Source organism: Frankia sp. R82 (assembly GCF_023716925.1).
In the GTDB taxonomy this organism is placed as follows: Bacteria; Actinomycetota; Actinomycetes; order Frankiales; family Frankiaceae; genus Frankia.
Genome location: NZ_JAMQQG010000285.1, coordinates 24462 through 41141 on the forward strand (window position 1 = coordinate 24462; position 16680 = coordinate 41141).

Consider the following 16680-nt stretch of genomic DNA (forward strand, 5'->3'; position numbering starts at 1 on the left):
GAGCGACCCACAGGTTTGACGGCAATTCGACCGGTCCGGTGTCCTGGTCGTCCAGCCGTCGGGCTGGGCCAGTCACTGGGCCGGTGCCCCGAAGCGCCGATCCCGAACCCCGAACGTCCGGTCACCGCAGCGTCAAACCCCAGGTCAGTGCGGCAGTCGGCTGGTTGGCCGACGTGTCCCACCGCGCTCCACCGGTGATTGTCCCTCCGGCGGCCGGACCCTGGTGGTCCGGTTCACCCCAACGGGTGAGTTCTATCGTGCCGGTGCCCTGATTCCCACACCCTGGTCCCCTGAGCAGGACACATCCGGGTGGTTCCCGCGTAACGGACGGAGCCGGCCGCCGGTCCGCGGGGCACCGGTGGACGGTGCGGGGTGGACGGCGGCGACCCGGGAGATACCCGAACGGATCCGGGGGCGGCGTCCGGCGCCGGCTCCCGCCGTGGCACTGTAGAAAGCGCGATGACGACATCATTTCCGCGTAGGTTCACCGCCCGGACGCAGGCCGCCCTTGCCCTGGAGCGGTTGGCGGCCGAGGCGTCCCGCCGGCTTGGCCGCGGCTCGGGCGAGATGATCGGTGGGAAACTGGCCCTTCGGGTGTCCCCGGGGGCCCTCGCCGAGGTCGGGTCCCGCCGTCCCAGCGCCTGCGTGTCGGGCACGAACGGCAAGACGACGACCACCCGGCTGCTCGCCCGGGCGCTGGGCACCCTCGGGCCGGTCAAGTCGAACAGCGGCGGGGCGAACATGGCGCCGGGGGTCTTCGCGGCCCTGTCGAAGCCGCCGTACGACACGCCGGCGGCCCTCGAGGTCGACGAGATCTGGCTGCCGAAGGTCACCCGGGAGATCGGGCCACGGGTCGTGCTGCTGCTCAACATCAGCCGCGACCAGCTCGACCGCTCCAACGAGACCCGCCGAATCGCCGCCATGTGGCGGGAGCTCGGCGCCGAGCTGCCCGACACCACCGTCGTCGCCAACGTGGACGATCCGCTGGTCGCCTGGGCGGCGGCCGGCTGGTCGCGACAGGTGTGGGTGTCGGCCGGGCAGAACTGGACGGCGGACGCGATGGTCTGCCCGCAGTGCGCCCGCCTGCTGCACCGCAACGCCAACGGCTGGTGGTCCGAGTGCGGGCTGGCCCGGCCGGAGCCGATCGTCTCGGTGATCGGTCCGCGGGAGCTGCTCTGGTACGGCCGCACCATCCCGGCTCGCCTGGACCTGCCCGGGCGGGTCAACCTCGGCAACGCGGCGATGGCCGCCGCCGCCGCCCGCGAGTTCGGCGTCGAGGTCGAGGCGGCGCTGACCGCGATGACCGGCCTCGGCGACGTCCAGGGGCGGTACCAGGAGGTCGTCCTCGGCGAACAGGGCCGGCGCGGGCGGCTGCTGCTGGCGAAGAACCCCGCCGGCTGGGTCGAGATGATGGAGCTGCTCGCCGACGCTCCTCCCCGTCCCGTCATCATCGACTTCAACTCGCAGACCGCCGACGGCCGTGATCCCTCGTGGATCTGGGACGTCCCGCTCGAACGGCTCGCCGGGCGGCAGGTGCTCGTCACCGGGGAGCGCAAGGAGGACATGAGCGTGCGCTTGGCCTACGCGGAGGTGCCGCACAGCGTGCACCGCAGCGCCGAGGACGCCGCCCTCGCCGCCAACGAGAAGCTCGTCGACGTGGTCGCCAACTACACCGCCTTCCGCGACCTGCTCGTGCGGTGCACCCGATGAGCGGCGGCGGTGGCGCGGGGCATGGTGCGGGTCGGGGGCCGGGGCGAGGAGCGTCGGCGACGCGGATCGCGCTGATCTATCCGGAGCTGCTCGGCACCTACGGGGACGGCGGCAACGCGATCGTCCTGGAGCGGCGGCTGCGCTGGCGCGGCCTGCCGGTCGAACGGGTCGACGTCCCCGCCGGCTCCCCGGTGCCCGAAGGGTGCGACATCTACCTGCTCGGCGGCGGTGAGGACGCGCCGCAGGTGCTGGCCGCCGACGGCATCCGGCAGAACCGGGCCATCTCCCGGGCGGTGCGCGGTGGCGCGGCGGTGCTCGCGGTCTGCGCCGGCTACCAGGTGATCGGTCAGAGCTTTCCGTCCGGCGGGGAGATCCACGAGGGGCTGGGCCTGGTCGGGATCGAGACCCGCCGCTCGTTCGCCGGGCCGGACACCCCCCCACCCGGTCGGGCCGTCGGCGACATCGTCGTCGAGCCCGACCGCCGGCTCGGCCTTCCCACCCTGTACGGGTACGAGAACCATGCCGGACGTACCCGGCGCCTGCCCGGCTGCGAGGGCTTCCCCCTCGGCACGGTCCGCCGCGGCATCGGTGACGGCTCCGGCGGCGGCACCGGTCCAGGCAACGGCTCTGGAGGGCCGGGTGGTCCCGAAGGGACCGGTACGGCCGGTGCGGCCGGTACGGGTACCGACGGGATCGTCGACGGACGGGTGCTCGGGACCTACCTGCACGGGCCGGTGCTGGCGCAGAATCCGGCGCTGGCCGACCTGCTGCTCACCTGGGTCCACGGCGACCTGCCGCCGCTGTCCGGACCGCCCGAAACCGTTGCGCTGCGGGAGGCTCGCCACCGCGCACTCGCCGCCGGCTGATCCCGCGACAACACCTTCGAGGCGGTCGGGCCACGGTTGTCCGATCACACATTCGCGGGGTTTCGGCTGGGGCGGTGTGGTTCCGTGGGACCGTGGCAGCCAATCCCCTTGCCGGCTGGTGGGGCAAGAACAAACGAACCGGGTACATCGTCGCGGCGGTCGTCGTGGTGCTGTGGGTCTTCATCCAGCATGACAGCGGCCCGAAGACCAAACGCGACACGATGCCGAAGGACTACGGGTCGTCCGGCCGGGAGCTGTACGTGCACGCTCCCAGCAGCCCCAAGAAGCCGATTCCGCTCGTGCTGATCCTTCACGACGACAACACCTCGGCCAAGACCTTCGACCACGACAGCAAGGCCGGCTCCGTGGCCAACGAGAAGACGTTCGCCGTCGCCTACCCCGAGGCCGTCGGCGGAACCTGGCGCATCGACAGCCCGGACGGGCCCGACGCCCGCTACCTGCGCGACGTCGTCGACTATGTGTCGACGAAAAAAAGCCGGATCGATCCGAATCGGATCTACATCTGGGGAGTCGGCGAGGGCGCCCGGCTGGCTCTGACCGCCGTCTGCGCCCCCGGCACGCCCGCCTTCGCCGTCGTCGGCGTCGTCGGCCAGTTCACCCAGGAGCCCCAGTCTCCCTGTGCCGGCCGCGTCCCGGTGGAACGTGTCGCTGAGACGGACTGGGACAAGAAGGTCAGCGAAGCCCTCTGGAAGGCCTCCTCGGGCCATCGCCTGACCACCTGAGGCCGGGAGCGCACCTGAGCGCCGCAGGACTGGTTGGGGGGCCCGCCGACGCCGCCGGGAGGGGGTAGCGGCGTCGGCGGGCCCGGGCCGAACGGCTCCGAGGGTCCGCCGGCCTTCCGCTGCGGATGGGGGGGGGATCCGAGGGAAGGCCGGCGGGATCGGTGGCCGTCCGGCCGGACGGACGTCAGATGGGGGGGAGATCTGACGTCCGTCCGGCCGGACGGAACAAACGGCTCCTGCCAGACAGGGATGGCAGCCGGGTGCGGTGATCGGGATCCGCTGGACCGGGGACATCAGCGGCCAGGCGGGGGTGAAGCCGGATCAGCGACGATGGTGACCCGGAACGGGCAGCATGCTGCTGCCGGACGACCGGCCGGGGGAGCAGACCCGACAGGGCGCAGACGGTGCGAAGGTGCCGAGCGAGGACGGGACGTCGGCGTCTGGTGCCCTGACCGCGGCCGGAGGGGGTGGTCGCGGGGGGCCGTCACACGTCGGTGTCTGGTGCCGTGCTTGGCATGCGCCGCCGTCCTGCCAGGGGGTGCCGCCAGCGTCAGGGGAAGACGCGGTCGGTGGCCCTGCCTGGACGGGCAGTGGTGTCCGGTGCCGCGGTCAGACCCGGCCCACGTAGTAGGACGTGGTGTAGATGGTCTGGAGCTTCACGACATCGCCGGTGTGCGGGGCGACCCACATCTTGCCGTTGCCGGCGTAGATGCCGACGTGGTAGATGTTGCCCGGCGTGCCGAGGAAGATCAGATCTCCGGGCTGCTTGTTGTACATGGAGATCCGGGTGGTGGCGGCGAACTGGGCGTCCGTCGTGCGCGGCAGGGTCTTGCCGAGCTGCCGGTAGATGTACTGGACGAGACCGGAGCAGTCGAAGGAGCTCGGCCCGTCGGCACCGTAGACGTAGGGCTTCCCGGCCTGCAGCGAGGCCAGGTAGACGGCCTTCTCTCCGACGGAGTTCGCCGGCAGCGGGACGTCGACGTCGACGTTGACGTCGTCGATGATCGCACCGCGGGTGTGCGAGGCCACCGGGGCGGGCTGCTCGACCCGCAGGGTGGCGTCGTTGGCCGCGTGGGCGGACTGCAGGGCGTCCGTCCCGTCGAAGATCGCGGTGACGTTCGTCGTGGTCAGGACCCGCGCCGTGTAGGACGTGTAGCCCTGGTCGTTCGTGTAGAGGTGCTTGAAGGTCGCCCAACCGGTGGGGAGCTTCACCTGCACCTTGACGAGCTGGTTCGCCAGCGGCTCGTGGGTGGCCTCGTTGAACAGTGAGAAGCCGATGTCCACGGGCTCGTTCGGGGCAACCGACACGTCCGGGTTGGTGACCCGCAGACCGACCTGGACCTTGCCCGCCAGGGGCGGCGCGTCCGCGGTCGTGGTCATGAGGGTGGTGCCGGCGGAACCGTCGGAGCTGATCGCCGCGGCGGCGATGCTGCCACCGAGGGCGGCACGCGAGCCGATCTGCGCGGCGAGGGTGACGGGGGCCGTGTTCGTCGACTCGTCCCGAACCGTGTCGGCGTGGACGTCGGTGGCACAGCCCGCCAAGGCCACTCCGGAGACTGCGACAGTCCCGGTGGTCATCGCGGCGAAGGCGCGCGCCCGGCCCCGGCTACGGGCGACCGGCGTGGGGGACGGGGCACGGTGACGACCGCGACCCGCAGCGCGCGAATCTTCGTCGAGCTGCACACTCTGTGCGGACAACGATGTATTCCTTCCCGTACGCCTGCGAAGTGAGCTGTCGGGTTCGGGCTGGGCTGCCCGGCCCGCAGCGTGACCTTCACGCTGCGGACTTCACCCCTAGGCCGGCACCGTGGCTCGGTGCTGACCGGTGTGGAGGGTGGGTCCCCCGCTCCTGCCCCAGATGACGACTCGGAGGGGACACCGGGGCCGGGGGCAGGATTCGGCGTTCGGCCCGGTGTTGTCGTTTCGTCGGCGTGAGACTAGTCCACTCGGATGGTGCGGGTAAACACTAGCTCCTCCCAACTACAGGCAGTGTGCACTGATGTGCCCCCCATCGGGGCACCGGTAGTGCCGCTCAACCGGGCCGGGCGGCCGGTTCCGGCTCTCCGAAACGCCTGGCTGCGGGGCGATCGCCGACCCCCGCGCCGATGCCGTGACGTCGCGAAATCGGGGATCCGCAGCCGGGGAGCCCCGACCGGACACCCACACAGAGACACGGCTGTGATCGCGTGCGGTAACCGCCGATCCGCGCCCTCGGCCGACGGCGGCCGGGCCCCGGCTCATGCCCATCAGGCAGATCCGAGGGGCCCGGACGGACCGGTGGGCCGACGGGCCCGGCCACGCCGCGACAGGAAGCCGGCCGCGTCGAGCACCTGGAGCTCGACGGCGAGCTGGTGGACCTCGCGGGGCAACGAGCGGTGGTGGGCGAGGGCGGCGATGGCGGCGCGGGCGTGGTCGGCGAGTTCGTCCAGCGCGTGCTGGCGCTGGCGCATCCGGGCCCGCTCCTCCTGGATGGTGCGAACCGTCTCCTCCTGCCAGTTGCGGGTGTGGGCGAGGAACTCGCTGGCGTCCTTGGCCTGACGCTCGGCCTCCTCCAACCGGCTCAGCAGACCGTCGAGGACCTCCAGGCGCCCGGCCAGCTCGACGATCAGATCGCCGCGGTCGGGCATGGTGGTGGTCTCTGGCCGGATGGGGTCAGACGAGGGCATGAACTCCCCTGGGGGTGGGGGATGGGGGGCTGTACCGAGCCGCGGATGCGAGACCCGGCCGCTCCGACACGGATGGTTACGGTAGCCGACGGCGGCGACCGAATGTAACCCATCGTACGGATACATCGGCACTGTCAACCGATAGTAAAAATGAGCCATGGACCTCCGGCTTGCGATGCTTTTTGCGGCCCACCGGCGGCTTGGATACCGTTTGTATGATCATGCGCCCGATCGGCGATCGGATCGGTCACCTGAGTGCGCCGAGTCATGGCGGGCTAAAGCCAACCGTTACGTTTGAACGCCCGGTACAACAGCAGACAGGCGACCGCCATCACACTCAGCGCCGCGGGATATCCCCAGGTCTGGCGCAGCTCGGGCATGTGCTCGAAGTTCATTCCGTAGATTCCGGCCAGTGCCGTCGGAACGGCGGCGATCGCCACCCAGGCGCTGATCCGGCGCATGTCCTCGTTCTGCGCGATGGTGAGCTGGGTGAGCGTGGCCTGCAGCACCGAGGAGAGTAGCTCGTCGAAGTGCGAGATCCGCTCGCTGACCTGCTCGAGATGGTCGGCGACGTCCCGGAAGTAGCGGCGCATCGCCACGTCCACCGTTCGCGGCCGGTCCAGGATGAGACTGCGCAGCGGGCCGGCCAGTGGCTGGACGGCGTGCTTGAGCTCGAGCAGCTCCCGCTTCATCTGGTAAGCGGCCTCGGTGGACGGGGTGTGCTCGCGGCGGAACACCCCGGCCTCGATCTGGTCGACGTCCACCTGGATCTTCTCGACGGTGTCGACGTAGTCGTCGACGATGCTGTCGCAGATGGCGTGCAGGACGGCGGTCGGGCCATGGCGCAGCATCTCCGGTGCGGCCTCCAGCCGGCCGCGCAGCTTCGACATCTCGCCGTGCTGACCGTGGCGCACCGTGACGACGAAGTCCTCGCCCAGAAAGATCATAATCTCGCCGGTGGTGACCACCTCCGAGGTCCCGGTCACCTCGGTGTGCGCGACGTAGGTCGTGGTCTTGAGCACCATGAACAGGTGGTTCTCGTACTGCTCCAGCTTGGGTCGCTGCCTGCCGGTGACGGCGTCCTCGACGGCGAGCTTGTCCAGTCCGTACTCCTGCGCGACCTCGGCGAGCTGCTCGTAGGTCGGTTCGAACAGGCCCAGCCAGGCGAAACCGTCCCGTTCGTCGCGGGCGAGGCGCAGCGCGTCGGTACTGTTGACGTCCATCGTCACCCGTCGGCCGTTGCTGTAGACCCCGCAGGCCATCACCCGTCCGTCCGGCACGGACTCCCGGATGATCGCGCTGGTCCGGGTCCGGCGCCGCTTGCGCCCGACCCGGACCAGCGACACCGCCGGTCGGCTGAGCGCGCCGGCCAGCCGATGGGCGTTCGCTGACGCGTGCTCGAGCGCGTCCAGCACCGGGTGCTCACCGTGCGAGCCTGACGGGCCGGACTGATCCGGATGGTCATGCGGGGTGGGCGGGGCGGGCGGGCGGGCCCGTCCGCCCGCACCTGCCGCGCCGTTGTTGTCCGCGCCGTTGTTGTCCGCGGCGTTGCCTTGTGTCATCGCCTCGTCGCCCCCTTCCGGGTCGTCGGCGTACCGTTGGTCGTTCTGACGTACCGGTTGCCATCGTGACAAGGCGCCCGGCCCGGCCCGGTCCCGGTCGGGTGAGATGATCCGTCTCGGACGGTCCGCACGGATGTGCGGAGTCTGCCAGCGTGAGATGAAGAGCGTGACGGCGAAGGCAAGCGTGACGGCGAAGGCAAGCGTGACGGCGAAGGCAAGCGTGACGGCGAAGGCAAGCGTGACGGCGAACATGGTCGTGGCCGCCTGCGGGCGGCCCGGTGCCAGCCACGGAGGTACGGGTGACCGAGATCGAGGTACGCAGGCTGCGGGTGTTCGCCGATGAGACCGGCGCGGCGGGCAGTCTGCTCGCGGTTGTGCTCGATGCGGCCAAGCTGTTGCCCGAACAGCGGGAACGGGCCCAGATCGCGCGGCGGCTCGGAGTGCCTGCGACCGTCTTCATCGACGACGTGGAGCAGGCGGAGCTGGCCGTCCACACCCCTGACCGGCAGGTGCCGACGGCGGGGGACGCGCTGGTCGGCGCCGCCTGGTTGCTCGCCCGGCTACTCGGCGGGCACCCGCCGATCCTGCGCCTGGCCGGTGGGGATGCGGCGAGCTGGCAGGATCAGGGCCGGGTGTGGACCCGGGCCGCGCTCGCCGGGTTCACCGGCTGGACGCACCACCAGGTGGGCAGCCCCGCAGAGGTGGAGGCGCTGACCCTGCCGCGCCCCGCGCAGGACGATCTGGTGCAGATCTGGGCCTGGCTGGACGAGCCGGCCGGGGTGGTGCGGGCGCGGGCGTTCGGGGAGCGCCACGGTGTGGCCGAGGACGAGGCGTGTGGATCGGCGTCCATGCTGCTCGCCGCCCGACTCGAACGGCGGCTGACGATCCGCCACGGTGTCGGCTCGATCGTGCTGGCCGCACCCGGCCCGGAGGGTTTCGCCGACATCGGTGGCCTCGTGGTCGAGGAGGAAGCCGTCCACCTTGACGACCTCGACGGTTTTCTCGCCGGCTGAGCCGGCGCCTGACCCGCACCGGCCGCTCGACGAGGGATCCGTCCGGCCGTCAGACCGGCGGTTCGGCCGGGGAGCGCAGTGCGCGGGTCCACGCGCCCTCGGCGATCTCGCCGCGGGCATCAATGATCGCCCAGTCGACGATGTCGACGCTGTGGATGCGCAGCGGAAGCCCCATCCGGACGTGGGCGAGCGATGGGTGTGCACCGTCGCTGAGACTGCGCCCGCGCAGCAGAGCCGGGTGCGGCCAGCCGGTCACGCGTGCCCAGGGCCACTCGGCCGTGTCCGCCACCGCGATCTGATGCCGGACGAGCAGGCTGCCCAGCGACGGAAGATCGTGGTTGAGGAAGCGCCGGCGAACGTCCGCCAGGCGCGACCGAGCGGCGAACACCGCCTGCTCCCGGATCATCTGGCTGCGGGCTGTCTGATCCCGAGCCGGCTGGTGCTGCACAGTCTGGTATTGCACCTGCCGGCTTTGGACCTGCTGGTCGTGCGCCGACCGGTTGTGCACCGACTGGTCCGGGGTCAGGGGGGCATTCCTGGCGACCATGACGTTCATAGTAGTCGAAGTCTCTCGCAGGGTACACATCCGCCCTTGCGGACAGCGCACATCATTCGACATGCGATCACTCTCCGTAGCAAATTTCCGGATGCGGTCGGCGCGGGCGGGGCGTATGTTCGACGTGTTGGCAGTGATCCGTCACTCTATCCGTCTGTTCGGCGAGGTGATCATGGCTGAGGCGTTGGCGACCCTGGTGGATTCGGCGCACGCAGATGCCTTCCATCTGATCGAACTGGCCACCCGACCCACCGGCACCCCTGCGCCGACAGGCAGCCCCGTGTCGACAGGTAGTTCTGTGTCGACAGGTAGTTCTGTGTCGACAGGCCCGCCTGCGCCCGCCGGCTCGCCAGCGGCCGGCCCGGCCGAGGATGATCCGTCGAGCGATCCGCGGCAGGTGCTGCGGGCCAACGACGTCGCGGTCGCGGCGATCTCGGCCCATCTGAGCGCGATGGAGGCCGTCGTCTACCCGGCGTGCTCGCGCAACGTGCCGGGCGGGCGGGCCCGGGTCGCCGAGCTCAGCCGGCTGGCGCGGCGCTGCGCCTCGGTGATGCGGGGCATCGAGCAGCACGTGCAGGGAGACCTCAACCATCCGGCGACCGGCATCACCAGCCTGCGCCGAGACCTCGCCGCGCTGTTCACCGAGCATGCCCAGACCGAGGATGCGCTGCTGCGCGAGCTGGACGCGGCGCTGACCGACAACGAGCGCACCCGGCTGCGGGAACGTTTCTCCGACGCGATGCGGCACGCCCCGAGCAGGCCCCACCCCTACCTCGGCCACGGCGGTCCGTTCGGCGGCAGTATCACCGTCCGACTGCTCGGCACCATCGACCACCTGCTGGACGTCATGGACGCCCGCGAGGTGGCCGGGGCCCCCGTCCGTGCGCCGGCGCCCGCCGGACTGTGGGGTTGGTACCTGCTCGGCCGCCCGACCGCACCGGCCCCGGAGTGGCCCGCCACCGATACCGGAAGCGCCACCGGTGGCACTGCCACCGATACCGGAAGCGCCGATGCCGTGGCCACCGGCGAGGCCCGATCGTCGGATGGCGGGTAGTCGATCGGGGGGCAACGGCCCTGACCGTATGGTGAAATGTTGCTGACCTTGGTCGGGTAACGGCGGTGGTGACGAGCCCGTTCGGTGTTCCCTTCCACGTGTCGGCCGCTGGGCATGCCATGCTTCGGGTCCAGGATGGGTCGATATGGCCCGCGCGTCGTGCACTGCCGAGGAGATGTGTCCGGAACCGAGAGCGCCGTCGCCCGGGCGCCCGTGACGCCAGCAGAAGTCATCTGGCCGATCCTGCTGGTCGAGGATGACGACGGGGATGCCTTCCTCGTCTCCGAACTGTTGGAAGAGGTGTCCGCCCCGGTCGCCCTGACCCGGGTGCGCACCGTGGCCGAGGCGCTGCTCGGCAGCGCCGGCGCCGCCTGCATCCTGCTGGATCTCGGCCTGCCCGACAGCGAGGGCCTGTCCGCGCTGCGGCGGCTGCTCGCGGTCGAGTCCGGCGCGCCGGTGGTGGTGCTCACCGGCCTGGTCGACGAGTACCGCGGAGAGCAGGCTGTTGCCGCGGGCGCGCAGGACTATCTGGTCAAGGGCCAGGTGGACGGGCGCGATCTGGTTCGCGCCGTGCGTTACGCGATCGAGCGCACCCGGGCCGACACGGCTGCCCAGGCGCTGCGCGAGTCCGAGCTGCAGGCCAGCGAGCGGGCCCGACTCGAACGCGGCCTGCTGCCTCGCCCGCTCTACGCCGACGACCGGCTGCACCACACCGCCCGTTACCGGCCCGGCCAGCGCCAGTCGCTGCTCGGCGGTGACTTCTACGACATGGTGGCGACGCCCGACGGCGTCCTGCACGTCCTGCTCGGTGATGTCTGCGGGCACGGCCCGGACGAGGCCGCCCTCGGGGTGAGCCTGCGGATCGCGTGGCGAACCCTGGTGCTCGCCGGGGTGCGGGAAGCCGACCGGCTGGGGTATCTCCAGCGGGTGCTGGTCAGTGAACGAGATCGCGACGAGATCTTTGCGACGGTCTGCGAGCTTTCCATTGCTCCGGATCGCGAGCAGGCCCGGATGCGCCTGGCCGGGCATCCGCCCCCGGCGATCCTGCATCCCCGGCTGGCCGCTCTGCCGGGCGACGTCGTCAGCCCGGCCCTCGGCATCCTCGACGAGGACCTGACCGAGGAGGTGCTGGTCGACCTCGGCCCGCGCTGGGCGTTGCTGCTCGCCACCGACGGCCTGCTGGAGGGCCGCGACGGGCCCGACGGCGAACGCCTGGGCTGGGACGGTGTGCTGCCCGAGATCGCCGAGCTGTGGCCGCAGAGTCCCGACAGCCTGCTGGACAGCCTCATCGACCGGATCGAGGCCCGCAACGGCGGCCCGCTCACCGACGACGTCGCGCTGCTGCTGCTGATGCGGGGCGACGACTGATGTCCGCTGCCTCGTCCGGGCTGCGCAGCTGGCGGTTGCGGCGGCGGCTGGGAGCGACCTACGTCGTCGCGGCGGCGGTGCTGTTGGTGGTCGTGGGCGTGATCTCCTGGTCACTGGTGCGGGTGACCGATGCCATCCACACCCGCAGCGACGTCATGGCGCCGGCCCTGCTGTCGTCCACCCAGCTCGTCGCCAGCGTCGTGAACCAGGAGACCGGCCTGCGGGGCTATCTGCTGCAGGGGACGGAGAACTATCTCGAGCCCTACACCGCCGGGCGGGCGGAGGAACGCCGCCAGCTCGCCGAGCTGCGCCGCCTGCTGGCCGGCCGGCCGGAGCTGCTGACCAGGGTCATGGCACTGGACGGGCGCATCCGCTTCTGGCACGGCGAGTACGCCGACCCGGCGCTCGCCGCGGTGCGGGCCAGGGGCACCGTGGCCGCCGACCAGGTGCCCCTGGCGCGCGGCAAGGCCCTGTTCGACGAGGTCCGCGCCAGCGCCGACAGTCTCAACACAGTGCTGCGCAGCCATGCGGACAAGGCCCGCTCGGACGTGCGGAGCGCGCTGAACTTCCTGGTGACGGCCCTGTTGATCGGCGCCGCGGTACTGGTTGCCCTGTTCGCCGTGATCTACTGGGCGCTGCGGATCTGGGTCACCCAGCCGGTCGAGCAGGTCAGTAGGGACGCGCGCACCGTTGCGTCCGGCAGCCTGGACCATGTCGTGGAGCCCACCGGGCCGCCGGAGATCGTCGCGCTCGCCGCCGACGTCGAATCGATGCGCCGCCAGCTCATCGGCGAGCTCGGCGTTGCCCGGGCGGCCCGCGGTGAGGTCGAGGCGCAGGCCGAGGTGCTGCGCCGCTCCAACCGTGACCTCGAGCAGTTCGCCTACGTCGCCTCGCACGACCTGCAGGAGCCGCTGCGCAAGGTGGCGAGCTTCTGCCAGCTGCTCGAACGCCGCTACGGCGACAAACTCGACGAACGAGGCGCCCAGTACATCGGCTTTGCCGTCGACGGCGCCAAGCGGATGCAGCAGCTCATCAACGACCTGCTTGCCTTCTCCCGCGTCGGGCGCACCACCGAGAGCTTCGTCGACGTGCCGCTGGGCGAGCTGTTCACCCGCGCCACCACCACCCTGTCGCTGACGATCGAAAGCCTCGACGCCGAGGTCACCGCGGACGAGCTGCCCGTCGTGCGCGGCGACCCGGCGCTGCTCACCCAGTTGCTGACCAACCTGATCGGCAACGCGCTGAAGTTCCACGGCGCCGACCCGCCGCGGGTGCGGATCGGCGTGGTCGAACACGCCGACACCTTCGAGTTCTCCTGCGCCGACAACGGCATCGGCATCGAAGCCGAGTACGCCGAGAAGATCTTTGTTATCTTCCAGCGCCTGCACGGCCGGGAGGTGTTCGCCGGTACCGGCATCGGGCTCGCCCTGTGCCGCAAGATCGTCGAGTTCCACGGTGGACTGATCTGGCTGGACACCGAGGCCAGACCCGGCACCACGTTCCGCTTCACCCTGCCGCGCGGCGCCGCTGTTCCTTCCTCTTCTCCCCGCGCCCCCGCCGTGCCGGCGACCGCCCCCGCATCCGCTTCTCCTGTCGGCCCTGTGTCTGCCGGCGCTGCACCTGCCGGCCCTGTGTCTGCCGGCTCTGTCGACCTCGTCCGCGCCGACCAGGCTGCCCGACCGCCCGGAGAACACCGTGACTGAACTGATCGTCCCTGTCGAGGTCCTGCTCGTCGAGGACGACCCCGGGGACGTCCTCATGACCCGTGAGGCGTTCGCGGACCACAAGCTGCGCAACCACCTCAACGTGGTCAGCGACGGCGTCGAGGCCCTTGCCTTCCTGCGTGGCGAGGGCGAGTACGTCGGCGCCCCCCGGCCCGACCTGATCCTGCTCGACCTCAACCTGCCCCGCCGGGACGGCCGCGAGGTCCTGCGCGAGGTCAAGGCCGACGAGCAGCTGCGACGGATCCCGATCGTCGTGCTCACCACCTCCGAGGCCGAGGAGGACGTGCTGCGCAGCTATGACCTGCACGCCAACGCCTACATCACCAAGCCGGTCGACTTCGACCGCTTCGTCGCCGTCGTGCGCCACATCGACGACTTCTTCGTCACCGTGGCCCGTCTCCCCGGCCAGTGAGGACGCGGCTTCCGGCCGACCGCCGCGGTAGGGCCGGCCGCCCGATGCGGTAGCCAGTGGATCGCCTTGCGGCGCGGACGGCGCGTGGTCGCCTACAGTGCGAACATGTCGACCGGACCTCGACCCGCCCGTGTACAGCGCCAGGCCCTGGCTGACCTGCTCATCGAGTACGGCCCGGGCCATCCCACGCTGTGCGCGGGCTGGACGAACCACGACCTCGCGGCGCATCTCGTCACCCGGGAGCGAATTCCGTGGGCCGCTCCCGGCCTGGTGATCAGCCGGCTGCACGGCATCACCGAACGGGCCGAGCGTTCGACCATGCGCGCCCATCCGTACCCGGCCCTGGTGGACGCCCTGCGCGCCGGTCCGCCCTGGTGGCAGCCCACCCGCTTCGGCCCCCTGGACGATGCCGCCAACCTCGTCGAGTTCTTCATCCACGCCGAAGACATCCGCCGTTCCACTCCGCGCGTGGACCTTCGCTCCACCGCGCGTTCCGCGGCCCGCTCGACGGTGGGTTCCCTGGCCCGCTCCACCGCGGCCAGCTCGGCCGAGGGTTCCGACGCCCGTTCGACGGTGGGTGCCGGGACGCACTCCGGCGCGGGCACCGGGGCCGACTGGAAGCCGCGCGAGCTCGACGACGCCAGCCGCAACGCCATGTGGAACGCCCTGCGCCTGGCCGGGTTCGCCGGCTTCCGTCGCGCCGGTGTCGGCGTGATCGCCGAACGCACCGACCGACCCGGCCGCCGCACCCTGCACGGCGGTGACTCCGCCGTCGAGATCGTCGGCCTCCCCGAGGAGATTCTGCTGTTCGCGTTCGGTCGCGGCCGGGTCGCCCAGGTGGACCTGCGCGGCACCACCGCCGACATCGACCACCTGCGCTGCGCACCCATCGGCCTCTGAACGCACGGCCGCACAGCCGTGCGGGATGCGGGATGCGGGATGCGGGATGCGGGCATGTGCCGCAGAACTCCGCCACCAGCGGGCGATCGGCTGCGAGGCTGGGAGCATGGTGGCGAAATCCCGTCGGGCCGCGCGGGTGGTGCTGGTCGATCCGGCGGACGCGGTGCTGTTGATCCGCTCCCACGACCCGACCCTGGAGGCGGCGCCGTCCTGGTGGCATGTGCCGGGCGGCGGGCTCGACCCGGGCGAGACACCGGAGCAGGCGGCGGTCCGGGAGGTGTTCGAGGAGGTCGGGTACCGGCTGGCCGAGCCGGGCCCACCGGTCGCGACCCGCCGGACGTCGTTCACCTATCTGGGGCAGGACTACCGGCAGGCGGAGACGTTCTACGCCGTGCGGGTGCCGCGGCGGCTCGAGCTGGACGGCTCGAGGTGGACGGTGACGGAACAGCGTTCGATCCTCGGCTGGTCCTGGTGGACGGTGCCCGACCTGCGCGGGACCACCGACACGGTCTACCCGACCGGCCTGGTGCGCCTGCTCGACGTCTGGCTGCAGGGAGGTCCGCCGAGGACCCCCCTGCGCCTGTGACGTGCCGTCAGGTAATCACCACAGAGAGGCGTAGGTGGCCGCGCCGTTCGGGTTCTCGTCGGGGTTCAGCAGCGACGAGTGGACGTTGCCCGGCGCGGAGTCGCTGAAGTACGACTCGTAGGCGAGGATGTCCTTGTTCGCCTTGAACGTGGCGTACATGTCGCGGATGTAGACGGGGTTGTCGCCGCCGGCCTGCCCGGCCCGCCCGGCGCCGGTGTCGGACTTGCCGACCAGGCCCCATTCGGGCACCGAGAACTGTTTGCCGTGCTGACGGGCGAACGCGATCGCCGAGCACAGACCCGTGGCTTCGGCGCACTGGGTGGCGAAGGCGGCGTCGGTGGTGCTTGCCGGCCAGTGGTCGTAGGTGTCGACGCCGATGATGTCGACGTAGGCGTCACCCGGGTAGACCGACCAGGCTCCGCCGCTGTGCGCGTTGAGGGCCCAGTCGATGCGGGCCTGCGAGTCGGTCGAGCGGATGGCGCCCACGACCTGGCGGAAGCAGGTCACCCAGGTGGTGGGGTTCGTGTTCGACACCGACCAGGGGAACCAGTTGCCGTTGAACTCCCAGGCGAGCCGAACGATGCTCGCGGCGCGCCCCTTGGCGACCAGCCAGCGGCCGAAGTCGGCCCAGTGGCCGTTGTAGGCACCGCTTGCGCAGGAGCCCAGGTCGCCCTGACCGGTGGGGAAGAACGGCTGCGAGATCACCCAGGTGCCGGCGAAGGTCGAGAGCTTCTCCGGGCTCGAACCCAGCCAGGGGTTGGTGATCGTCTGCCAGCTGGACCGGTCAGTGAAGGTCATCGCCGCGGTGACCGGAGAGCCACGGAAGGCCGCCCACGCGTTCACCTGGGTCAGGGAACCGGCGGCCACGCCACTGAGCCCACCGGGGATGGCGCCGCCACCCGAGACGACCGGGGGCGCGGCGACGGTGGGTGCCGGTGCGCGGGTGGTGGTGCTGGTGCGCGGCGCGGTGGTGGTTGCGGCCGGCTGCGGGACCGTGGTGGTACCGGCCGTACCAGTGGTCCTGAGCGTGCCGGTGCCGGTGCCGGTGCCACCTGCGGCCGGGCTCGGCGAGGGCGTGGTGGTGCCGTGCGCGGTGGTGGAACCGGCCGGGGCGGTCGGGTTGGGGGTGGGCCGACCGCGGTGCTGGTTCGGATGCGCGGCGGCGGCTTCGACGGTGGCCGAGCCGTCACTGGTGTCGGTCGTGGGGGCGAGGTTCCAGCCGATCGCCGCGGCCAGGACGGCCAGCACGCCGAGTGAGGCGATCCAGGCCGGGTGGCGCGAACGACGGCGTCGACGACGTGAGCCGGCGCGGGCCCTCGGCGGACTGGACGCGCCCTCCGATCGGTGCTTCACCGCGAGATCCCTCCGTGCGTGGCGTGTCGGCGTCAGAACCCCCCCGGGTCCCGGCTTCGCAAGCGAAGCGGATGACCTCCATGTCGCGCAGCGGCCAGAGATGTGGATGTGGGTGGCGGCCGGGGTACCCCCTCGGTGCCCCAGCGGTCGATCTGGTCAGATATGAC

At 71.3% G+C, this 16680-nt stretch carries 15 protein-coding genes and 1 riboswitch; of the genes, 10 read left to right on the plus strand and 5 right to left on the minus strand.

Annotated elements, in window-relative coordinates; translation table 11 throughout:
• Positions 1-459 precede the first annotated feature (459 nt).
• From ND747_RS21580 to ND747_RS21590, 3 genes are all read left to right on the plus strand, one after another.
• Positions 460-1710, plus strand: coding sequence for a Mur ligase family protein (locus ND747_RS21580; RefSeq protein ID WP_251735818.1), 1251 nt, complete (start codon positions 460-462; stop codon positions 1708-1710).
• On the plus strand, positions 1707-2576 hold the full coding sequence (locus ND747_RS21585) for a type 1 glutamine amidotransferase (RefSeq protein ID WP_251735820.1): 870 nt from the start codon (positions 1707-1709) through the stop codon (positions 2574-2576). Before ND747_RS21580 ends, ND747_RS21585 begins: the two co-directional genes overlap by 4 nt.
• Before the next feature lie 92 nt (positions 2577-2668).
• Positions 2669-3319 (plus strand): PHB depolymerase family esterase, encoded by a 651-nt coding sequence (locus tag ND747_RS21590; RefSeq protein ID WP_308204668.1) that lies wholly within the window; start codon positions 2669-2671, stop codon positions 3317-3319.
• 609 nt (positions 3320-3928) lie between these two features.
• On the opposite strand, the gene ND747_RS21595 is transcribed toward ND747_RS21590, so the two are convergent.
• The 3 genes from ND747_RS21595 to corA form a co-directional block, all read right to left on the minus strand.
• Positions 3929-5017 carry a C40 family peptidase gene (locus tag ND747_RS21595; RefSeq protein WP_251735824.1) on the minus strand — a complete coding sequence of 363 codons (1089 nt, stop codon included), beginning with the start codon at positions 5015-5017 and terminating at the stop codon, positions 3929-3931.
• A 5-nt stretch (positions 5018-5022) separates the two neighbouring features.
• Positions 5023-5193: riboswitch (cyclic di-AMP (ydaO/yuaA leader) on the minus strand.
• A gap of 372 nt (positions 5194-5565) precedes the next feature.
• Entirely contained in the window at positions 5566-5985 is a 420-nt protein-coding gene (locus ND747_RS21600) for a hypothetical protein (protein WP_251735826.1), read from the minus strand.
• Positions 5986-6260: 275 nt separating this feature from the next.
• Positions 6261-7547 carry a magnesium/cobalt transporter CorA gene (gene corA / locus ND747_RS21605; protein WP_374216291.1) on the minus strand — a complete coding sequence of 429 codons (1287 nt, stop codon included), beginning with the start codon at positions 7545-7547 and terminating at the stop codon, positions 6261-6263.
• A 299-nt stretch (positions 7548-7846) separates the two neighbouring features.
• On the opposite strand from corA, the gene ND747_RS21610 reads away from it, so the two are divergent.
• Positions 7847-8560: a PhzF family phenazine biosynthesis protein gene (locus ND747_RS21610; RefSeq protein WP_251735828.1), complete on the plus strand. Its 714-nt coding sequence runs from the start codon at positions 7847-7849 to the stop codon at positions 8558-8560.
• A gap of 49 nt (positions 8561-8609) precedes the next feature.
• Here the strand turns inward: ND747_RS21610 and ND747_RS21615 are convergent, their stop codons facing one another.
• On the minus strand, positions 8610-9023 hold the full coding sequence (locus tag ND747_RS21615; protein ID WP_251735830.1) for a hypothetical protein: 414 nt from the start codon (positions 9021-9023) through the stop codon (positions 8610-8612).
• A gap of 226 nt (positions 9024-9249) precedes the next feature.
• Between ND747_RS21615 and ND747_RS21620 the strand changes: the two genes are divergently transcribed.
• The 6 genes from ND747_RS21620 to ND747_RS21645 all read left to right on the plus strand — a co-directional run bounded on the left by ND747_RS21620 (position 9250) and on the right by ND747_RS21645 (position 15160).
• On the plus strand, positions 9250-10170 hold the full coding sequence (locus ND747_RS21620) for a hemerythrin domain-containing protein (protein WP_251735831.1): 921 nt from the start codon (positions 9250-9252) through the stop codon (positions 10168-10170).
• A gap of 177 nt (positions 10171-10347) precedes the next feature.
• Entirely contained in the window at positions 10348-11538 is a 1191-nt protein-coding gene (locus ND747_RS21625; RefSeq protein ID WP_251735833.1) for a SpoIIE family protein phosphatase, read from the plus strand.
• Positions 11538-13241: a CHASE3 domain-containing protein gene (locus tag ND747_RS21630; RefSeq protein ID WP_251735835.1), complete on the plus strand. Its 1704-nt coding sequence runs from the start codon at positions 11538-11540 to the stop codon at positions 13239-13241. The genes ND747_RS21625 and ND747_RS21630 overlap by 1 nt, the downstream gene beginning before the upstream one ends.
• On the plus strand, positions 13234-13674 hold the full coding sequence (locus tag ND747_RS21635) for a response regulator (RefSeq protein ID WP_251735836.1): 441 nt from the start codon (positions 13234-13236) through the stop codon (positions 13672-13674). The genes ND747_RS21630 and ND747_RS21635 overlap by 8 nt, the downstream gene beginning before the upstream one ends.
• Before the next feature lie 105 nt (positions 13675-13779).
• Entirely contained in the window at positions 13780-14574 is a 795-nt protein-coding gene (locus tag ND747_RS21640) for a TIGR03085 family metal-binding protein (protein WP_251735870.1), read from the plus strand.
• A gap of 106 nt (positions 14575-14680) precedes the next feature.
• Complete coding sequence (locus tag ND747_RS21645; RefSeq protein WP_251735838.1) at positions 14681-15160, plus strand: NUDIX hydrolase; 480 nt, start codon at positions 14681-14683, stop codon at positions 15158-15160.
• Between the two features lie 15 nt (positions 15161-15175).
• On the opposite strand, the gene ND747_RS21650 is transcribed toward ND747_RS21645, so the two are convergent.
• Positions 15176-16513: a glycosyl hydrolase gene (locus tag ND747_RS21650; RefSeq protein WP_251735840.1), complete on the minus strand. Its 1338-nt coding sequence runs from the start codon at positions 16511-16513 to the stop codon at positions 15176-15178.
• Positions 16514-16680 lie beyond the last annotated feature (167 nt).